4 protein-coding genes and 1 pseudogene are annotated in these 4,352 nt (G+C 43.7%); 3 read left to right on the forward strand and 2 right to left on the reverse strand.

Annotated features, from left to right (window positions below; all coding sequences use genetic code 11):
* Nucleotides 1-204 (forward strand): annotated as a pseudogene (locus SIN01_RS14080) (hypothetical protein); the annotation flags it as partial.
* Between the two features lie 222 nt (nt 205-426).
* Here the strand turns inward: SIN01_RS14080 and SIN01_RS14085 are convergent.
* Nucleotides 427-933 carry a type 1 glutamine amidotransferase domain-containing protein gene (locus SIN01_RS14085; RefSeq protein WP_010027567.1) on the reverse strand — a complete coding sequence of 169 codons (507 nt, stop codon included), beginning with the start codon at nt 931-933 and terminating at the stop codon, nt 427-429.
* 134 nt (nt 934-1,067) lie between these two features.
* On the opposite strand from SIN01_RS14085, the gene SIN01_RS14090 reads away from it, so the two are divergent.
* Together SIN01_RS14090 and SIN01_RS14095 are read left to right on the forward strand one after the other, a co-directional pair.
* Entirely contained in the window at nt 1,068-1,475 is a 408-nt protein-coding gene (locus SIN01_RS14090; protein ID WP_047035483.1) for a winged helix-turn-helix transcriptional regulator, read from the forward strand.
* A gap of 129 nt (nt 1,476-1,604) precedes the next feature.
* Nucleotides 1,605-2,639 carry an HD-GYP domain-containing protein gene (locus SIN01_RS14095; RefSeq protein ID WP_010026880.1) on the forward strand — a complete coding sequence of 345 codons (1,035 nt, stop codon included), beginning with the start codon at nt 1,605-1,607 and terminating at the stop codon, nt 2,637-2,639.
* Nucleotides 2,640-2,695: 56 nt separating this feature from the next.
* Here SIN01_RS14095 and SIN01_RS14100 read toward each other — a convergent pair whose 3' ends face one another.
* Nucleotides 2,696-3,766 carry a GGDEF domain-containing protein gene (locus SIN01_RS14100; RefSeq protein WP_010026881.1) on the reverse strand — a complete coding sequence of 357 codons (1,071 nt, stop codon included), beginning with the start codon at nt 3,764-3,766 and terminating at the stop codon, nt 2,696-2,698.
* Between the last annotated feature and the right edge of the window lie 586 nt (nt 3,767-4,352).

A 4,352-nucleotide genomic window follows, 5' to 3' on the forward strand; every position in this document is an offset into this window, starting at 1 on the left:
ATAGAAATTCACGAAGAAGTGCTCAAGTGGCCCAATTCCTTTTATGACCGCGGAAAGAAAGAGGGAATTGAACAAGGAGAACGAAAAGCAAAAGAACAATTTGTCCGAAAGCTGTTGCAAAAAGGAATGAGTCATGCTGAAATCAGCGAACTAACCGGATTGAGCGAAGTGGCGATTAAATCGATGACAATCGCCGGTGAATGAGCCGAATTATGGAGTTCACCCAATGAATGACCGCCTGCCGTATTTGCTTGTACAGGTGAAGTTGGATCCCCGTGTTCCAAGAACTGTCTTGGGACGCGAGGGTTTAATTTTTTTATTTGTGTACCTACAAAAAACGCCTCAAGCGGAGGAGCTATTTCGCTCACTCCGCTTAAGGCATGAAACACCGTAGATTTAGTCGTGTACTCACACACGCAAGTTCAATTAGGCCAGTGCATCAACAATCGCTTTGTTAAATGCAGGCAGATCATCAGGAACGCGGCTGGTAATCAGCGCATGGTCAATCACAACCGGTTCGTTCTCTACAACCGCACCTGCATAGTACAAATCCGGTTGAATGGATGCGTAAGCCGTTAGCGTGCGCCCCTTAACCAAACCGGTTTGAATGAAGAGCTGCGGGCCATGGCAGATTGAAAACAACGGTTTATTATAAGCCAAGAAGTATTTCGTGAATGCAACAAACCGCGGATCAACGCGCAGCTGGTCGGGCGAGAAGCCGCCTGGAATGAGCAGCGCATCAAAGTCTTCCGGATTTACCTCATCAATCCCTTTATCCACAGGAATCTTCGTGCCATGTTTGCCGGTTAATTCGGTACCTGCTTCTTTCTCAATCACGGTGATTTTATGGCCGGCAGCCTCCAAAGCTTCTTTCGGTGACGTAAATTCAATATCTTCAACATCATTTGTTACAAGAACGGCTACTTTGCTCATATCTTAATTCCTCCTAAGGTTCTTTTTGATACCAACAACTATATGGTATACTAGGTATATTAATTTTTAAAGTACGCACTTTTTTGTTATCCAGTAACCAGAAAGTAACCAAGGCGAAGAAATGAGGGATTCAAATGACCGATGTCGTACGCAAAGACGTCCAAAAGAAATTGCTGTCGGGAGATTACGGCTGCGCCAAAGAACTCACCCTATCGATGTTCAGTGGCAAATGGAAGATCGTTATTTTATATCATTTAGGGAAGGACGGTATCTATCGCTTCGGTGAATTAAAAAAGCTGTTGCCGCATGCCTCCAATAAAGTGCTGACCCAGCAGCTGCGTGAGCTTGAAGAAGACGAACTGATCACACGTACTCTGTATCCTGAAGTTCCGGTTCGTGTTGACTATGAAATCACAGCACTAGGGCAAACGCTCCTTCCGATTATCGATCTCATGTTCGAATGGGGGACAAATCGGCTGAAACAGCTCAAACACGTTGCGCCGCGCAATATCAATGAGGAAGCAATTAAAAAGAAGAGATAAACAAGGTACTGCCTATTTGTTTTGAAAAAAAGAACACACAATATTCTATAAATAGATACCCAATTGAGGAAAAAATTGCTATAGTAGAAACAACAAGCTATTGAAACAACGAGACAAAGGAGATTAGCTGTGGAAACTCGGACCACGCATATCACACAACACGCTGCATGCACTCAACCGTTTCTTCTTGTCTGCTGCTACATCTGCTCGATGATTATTGCACTGATCATCTATTTAGCCGGAGGAACAGTCTATGCCTATACCAACCTGATGTATTTGCCAATTACGCTGGTTGCAGTGACTCGCGGCAAAATTCATGGAATGATCCATGCCTGTGTAAGCGGATTGATGATCGGCCCGTTCATGCCTTTCAATCAGTTTCAACCCACGCAATATCCGGTAAATTGGTTGATGCGCCTTGCCATTTTTGTCATGGTTGCTTTTGTCATTGGTTTTCTCGCCGATTACTACAAGGCAAATTATGAACAGAATCTTCACCGCGAACGTATGCTTCAAAAAGCGCAGAGCGCCACCCTATTCTCGCTTGTAAAGCTGCTTGAATCCAGAGATGTGACCTCAGGCGCCCATGTCGAACGCGTTTCCTCATCGTGCAAGCTGCTCGCTGAAGAACTTCAACGTCTGCCAAAGTTTCAAAAACAGGTGGACAGCGCCTATATCGAAAATCTTTATGAAGCTTGCCCGCTTCATGATATTGGGAAAGTCGGCATCCCCGACGACATTCTGCTCAAACCGGGAAAATTGACTGATGAAGAATTTGAAGTGATGAAGAAGCACACCGTGATTGGTGCCGAAACATTGTCGGAAATTCAGCAAAAATATCCGGGGAATAAATTTTTACAAATGGGAATTGCACTGACCCGCTCGCATCATGAAAAATGGGATGGCAGCGGGTATCCCGACGGAATCGCAGGAGAAGCCATTCCGCTCTCGGCTCGTATTGTCGCATTTGCCGATGTCTATGACGCCCTGCGTTCAAAACGTCCCTATAAACTCGGTTATTCTCATGAAAAGGCTGTGGAAATTATTAAACAAGAACGAGGACAACATTTCGATCCGATCATCACCGATGTTTTCCTTGCGCATGAAAAATCATTCCAAACGCTTTATGATCAGTTCAACGAAGAAGGGGAAGTTCCCCTGTAATGACGCCAAGGTGTTCGTGCCATCCTACGCGATAAACACTCCGATCACACTCGGATTCAAATAAATGAAACCACACGATTCCGTCCATCTCTTTTCGCTTGATAAAGCGCAAGGTCTGAATTCGCCATCAGATGATCCAAACGTTTCTCATTTAATCGAGGGGAAGCAAGGCCAATACTTGCGCTTAGGAAGAAGCGCTTCCCATCTTGAAACGTTAAGCAACACGATTCAATTTGCATTCGAAGCCGCTCTGCAATGCTTATCGCCTCATCCCGCGACGTGTGCGCCAAGAAAACGGCAAATTCCTCCCCGCCGATTCTTGCAAAGAGGTCCTCTTTGCGCAGCACACGCCGGCACGCATTCGCAACCATCTTTAACGCACGGTCTCCAGCGGCATGCCCATAGGAATCATTAATGCGTTTAAAATGATCCAGATCAAAATAAATAAGTGCGCACTCATTCTGATGATCTGTTTGCTCAAGTTGAACTTGGGCTCTGCATTCAAACGACCTGCGATTGTGAATCCCCGTTAAATCATCCGTATTTGCCTTCCGCAACAGTTGTTGCTGCAATTGTTCCGAATGCGCACGATAGAAGTAGGAAGCGTAACCAAGCCCAATAAAGTTGATGGCCACATTAATCAAGTGCATTGACGTTGCCATAAATGGCATGAGCGGTGTAACCGGTGCATGCGAATGCGTATAATCGTACAAAAACAACGTATCACCGAAAAGAACCAGCGAAACGGCAATGCGCAAAACACCTGGCCATCGCGCAAAGAAAACAATTGGAATTAAGGAAAAAAGATAGTAATAATGGCCCTGCTGCCATCCGAATACAAGCACGCAGCTGCTTGATAGTACCGATAGCTCAAGAACCCAAAGGAAACTTGCAATCCGTACATATCCTTTGCGATTAAGTGCTAAGCAGAACAGATCCAAAGCAGCAGCCGCTAGATCGAGCGTGAGAATCAAAGGATTGCCAAGAAACGAAAAGACAGGAATGAGCAAAACATGTGCAATTAACGAAAAGGTAAATAGATTCGTACAGAAAACAACAAATTTCCGGTCATTATCAGTCCCATTTTCACCATAAGGATCATTTGTTTGTATGACTATTTTTTTCATAACGTTTCAACCTCAGATAAAAGTCATAAAAATGAAGAATTGAGGAGCAGGAAGGAGATGTCACGATGCACGTATCTGGCGCTCCATTATATTATATTGAGCCAACGATGAGTCATGCAGACAAAATTAAAATGCAGTTTAATCGGTCCGAGAAATTCCGTCGATATACCGCCAATTATAAAACTAATATGATAATTATTACCATTATACCTTATAATTTAGGAAAAACTAGGCAAAAATACTTAGGAAATAAGTTTATTTAAATCAACATCCCTACTCGCTTCCTTTTAAGCTTGCTTCGAACTGGCTATAATTCCTTAGTTTTGGGTCTGATGAACAGGCACGGCCGGGATTCTTGGATATTTTTGAGCGAATAAAAAACGATCTCCATTCATCTCACTCCTGTTTCATTAAGCATTATGATCCTTAATTAAGTAACTCGGGGAATAAGCGGAGATTTTTCGGTTAAATAAAGAACGGAGCGTGTTTCAGGGGTACATAAGGGGAAGTTTTCCGGTTATGCAAAGCAAAAAATCCCATTTCCACGTTTCTCAAGTTAATAATCGGAATCTCTCCGTCTATATAC

It is taken from the genome of Sporolactobacillus inulinus, from assembly GCF_006539285.1.
GTDB classification, from domain to species: Bacteria; Bacillota; Bacilli; order Bacillales; family Sporolactobacillaceae; genus Sporolactobacillus; species Sporolactobacillus inulinus.

Excerpts from the sequence above, each read along its gene's own strand:
- SIN01_RS14090 (WP_047035483.1), top strand. The coding sequence starts at position 1,068 with ATGACCGATGTCGTACGCAAAGACGTCCAAAAGAAATTGCTGTCGGGA.
- SIN01_RS14085 (WP_010027567.1), bottom strand. The coding sequence starts at position 933 with ATGAGCAAAGTAGCCGTTCTTGTAACAAATGATGTTGAAGATATTGAA.
- SIN01_RS14100 (WP_010026881.1), bottom strand. The coding sequence starts at position 3,766 with ATGAAAAAAATAGTCATACAAACAAATGATCCTTATGGTGAAAATGGG.